A 2,427-nucleotide genomic window follows, 5' to 3' on the forward strand; every position below is an offset into this window, starting at 1 on the left:
GGCGGACACAATCGTGCCCCCTGACGCTGGCCTCCCAACTGCAGGGTCACGGGAGGCACGGACCCGGTGGACAACCCCCTGGTAAGGGCGGCCGCGTGGTGCCCGGGCGGCATACGACGGCGCCATGAAGTCGGCTGTGGTGCTTTTGAGGTGCCGCACCGCTGGGGGTAACAGCTGTGTCGTATGCGGGGCCTGACAGGGACGGAACTCTGCCGCACGTGGATACCGGGGGGCAATTCAGTGATGAGTGTGAAAGCTCACATCCCGTTCGGCGCAGTGGATCACGGAATCCCGGCGCACCAAAGGGCTGCTCGGCTGGGTCGAGGGGGAGTTCGTCCGGAGTGTGGATGGCGTCTGGGTGGGGTGACTGAAGACTGGGTGGGTGCCTTGAACTGGCACGACTGCCTCCCTCGATGCGGGCGCTGGGCACGGTGGCCGTTGAGGGCTGCTCGGCCGACCACGCGTGTGATGTCCCGCGGGAACCGGCTGCTGGAGCTTGGTCATGAGTTGAGCCAGTGGCCGGAGTTGAGCCAATTTGGTCATAAGTTGAGCTAGTGACCGTGACCTGTGGGCGCCATGATGATCTCTGGTTCGGCTGATCCCGCGCGCTGTCGACCGGTCCCCTCGCACAGTCGAAAGGCACGGCATTGCTTGCTCTCGTCTTCGGGAGGCACCTGCTGTACGTCCTTCTCGTCGCCCTCGTTTCGGCGGCGGTGCTGGGGGTCGTCCGGCAGGGCCTTCGTGGCCGTTCGGACCGGTCCTGGGCCTACGCTGCCTGGGCGGCCTCGACGACGGCCGCCCTGTTCCTGACCCTCTGGTTCAGGCCCGTCGGTACGGGAGCGGTGCGGTGCACGGTCAGCAAGGACGTGTGGGAGGCGTTTGGGACGGCCCAGGGGTGGATGAACGTCGCCCTGTTCGTGCCGATCGGATTCTTCGGCGTGCGCGCGGCCCGGCGCCCGATGCCTCCCTTGCTGCTGTCCGTCCTCCTGGCCTGCGGGATCGAGACCATTCAGGCCGTCTTTCCCGTCATCGGCCGCTACTGCGACACCGGCGACCTGATCACCAATGTCGCGGGCGCCGCTGCGGGCGTGGGCATCGGGGTCCTGTCCCTTCGCCTCGCCGGTTCGCGGCTGTCGCCCTGGCCTAGGCGTCGACGCCGGTTCCCGGTCGCGATCGGGGCGGGATTCACGGCCGTCGTCTGCCTGATGACAACCGCCGTCGACCTGCGGGTCGTCGACCACGCCGAGCCGAGCAGGCCGGCGTCCGCGGCGCAGCGCACGGTGATCGGGCAGGCGGTCCGCAAGGCGCTGGGCGACGACTTCAGAATCGTCCGTGTCATGGACAGCACGCCGTGTGGTCTGGACGGCGTGGACGAAGAGGTGTGGGCCGAGCTGAAACCGAGCGGAACGGCCTCCATGAGCTGGCCCCACCCGGACCGGTTCCAGATCGACGTCTCGATGGGTTCCCGGACCGAGGGCACGGCGGTCGGGTACCCCATCCGGGGTTCCGCCCGGTCCGTGCACGACGTGGCTTCCGCCGAGAGGGCCGCCGGCCGGTACGTGGCTGCGCACTACCCCGTCGCCGACGCGAAGCGGCCGGTGGTGGACCGTGCAGATGCCGGTGCGGGCGGGATGTGGACCGTCACGTACCCCTACCGCGACGAGCGCATGCCGGCCATGACGTCGCTGAAGGTGACCGTCAACGCCGCTGGAGACCTCCTCGACGTCGACCTCTCCGCAATCACCGGCAGCGGCTCGAGCGAGAGATCCGGGAGCTGCGGCTGACGACCTGCTGAACGGCCCGGTCGTCGGTGACCGACTGCGTTGACGGCGAGTGCGGATGTCACAGGCCCCCGGAGGAGGAGAACGCCCCAGTGCACCCACCTTGAGGCAGGGCTTTCGAGAATGGGCAGGCCGTCTTCCTCGCTGGCGACGCCGGGTGCGTGCAGCCGGTCGCCGGCTCCTGACCCCGGCCCGGTGCCCGGCGCCGTCGGCCCGATGCATCCCCTTTCAAGGCCCTGGTACGGAGCCCGTGGCAGGGCCGTGCTGCCCGCTGTGCGGGTCGGCGAGACGATGGGGAGGTGACCGGCACGAGCGACCGTCCCCTCTCGGACTACGCGCTGCTCTTGGACTGCCAGAGTGCGGCGCTGGTCAGTCTGGACGGTTCCATCGACTGGCTGTGCTTCCCGCATTTCGACTCCCGGGCGGTCTTGGCCCGGCTTCCGGGAGCTCAGGCAGGCCACTGGTCCCTCCGCCCCACCGGCCCCTACACCGCCGACCGGCACTAGCTTGATCTTTAACCTGTGCGGCGTGGTCGTGGGGTAGTTGACTTTTTCGTTCGCTGTTTCGCGGGTTGTGTCTTGCGGGGTGTGTGCACGTCGTGGCGGGGTGTGGGCCGGGTGTTCTTTCTGCCTGGGGGGCGTCCGGG

At 68.8% G+C, this 2,427-nt stretch carries 2 protein-coding genes; both read left to right on the forward strand.

The genetic code is table 11. The features are described from left to right. Positions 1 to 647: 647 nt before the first annotated feature. Positions 648 to 1,784 carry a VanZ family protein gene (locus ABT085_RS45700; protein ID WP_351623004.1) on the forward strand — a complete coding sequence of 379 codons (1,137 nt, stop codon included), beginning with the start codon at positions 648 to 650 and terminating at the stop codon, positions 1,782 to 1,784. A gap of 296 nt (positions 1,785 to 2,080) precedes the next feature. Then, positions 2,081 to 2,287, forward strand: coding sequence for a trehalase-like domain-containing protein (locus ABT085_RS45705; protein ID WP_351623007.1), 207 nt, complete (start codon positions 2,081 to 2,083; stop codon positions 2,285 to 2,287). Positions 2,288 to 2,427 lie beyond the last annotated feature (140 nt).

The organism is Streptomyces sp. NPDC002265 (assembly GCF_040296125.1).
Lineage (GTDB): Bacteria > Actinomycetota > Actinomycetes > Streptomycetales > Streptomycetaceae > Streptomyces.